The sequence below is a fragment of the Duganella violaceipulchra genome, from assembly GCF_019166075.1.
GTDB lineage: Bacteria > Pseudomonadota > Gammaproteobacteria > Burkholderiales > Burkholderiaceae_D > Rugamonas > Rugamonas violaceipulchra.
The window spans coordinates 1-398 of record NZ_JAHTGR010000143.1; the positions used below are offsets into that span (position 1 = coordinate 1).

Below are 398 nucleotides of genomic sequence, written 5' to 3' on the forward strand. Positions count from 1 at the left end.
GTCGCGTTCGACGGACCGGAGGGCAAGTTCGCGATCAACATGATCGCACGGCTCGTCAATGAAGGCGGCATGCCCAATCTCGACCAGCCCTCGATGCGCGCGGCTTTCGCGGCCGGCAAGACCGGCTTTCACATCACCTCGACCTCGGACCTCAACAAGGTCACGCAGATGATCGGCGGCAAGTTCGCACTGAAGACGATACCGTTCCCCGACGTCGCCACCTCCACCGGCCGGCTGCCGGCCGGCGGCAATGTCGTGCTGATCCTCGCCAAGGACAAGGCCAAGCGCGATGCCGCCTGGGAAGCGGTGAAGTTCTGGACCGGTGCCAAGGGCGCCGCGATCATGGCCGAGACCACCGGTTACATGCCGCCCAACAAGGTTGCCAACGAGGTCTATCT

1 protein-coding gene is annotated in these 398 nt (G+C 64.1%); it reads left to right on the top strand.

The genetic code is table 11. The features are described 5' to 3' along the window. The coding region (locus KVP70_RS33370) for an extracellular solute-binding protein (protein ID WP_217946728.1) at positions 1 to 398 on the top strand (398 nt) is incomplete at both ends.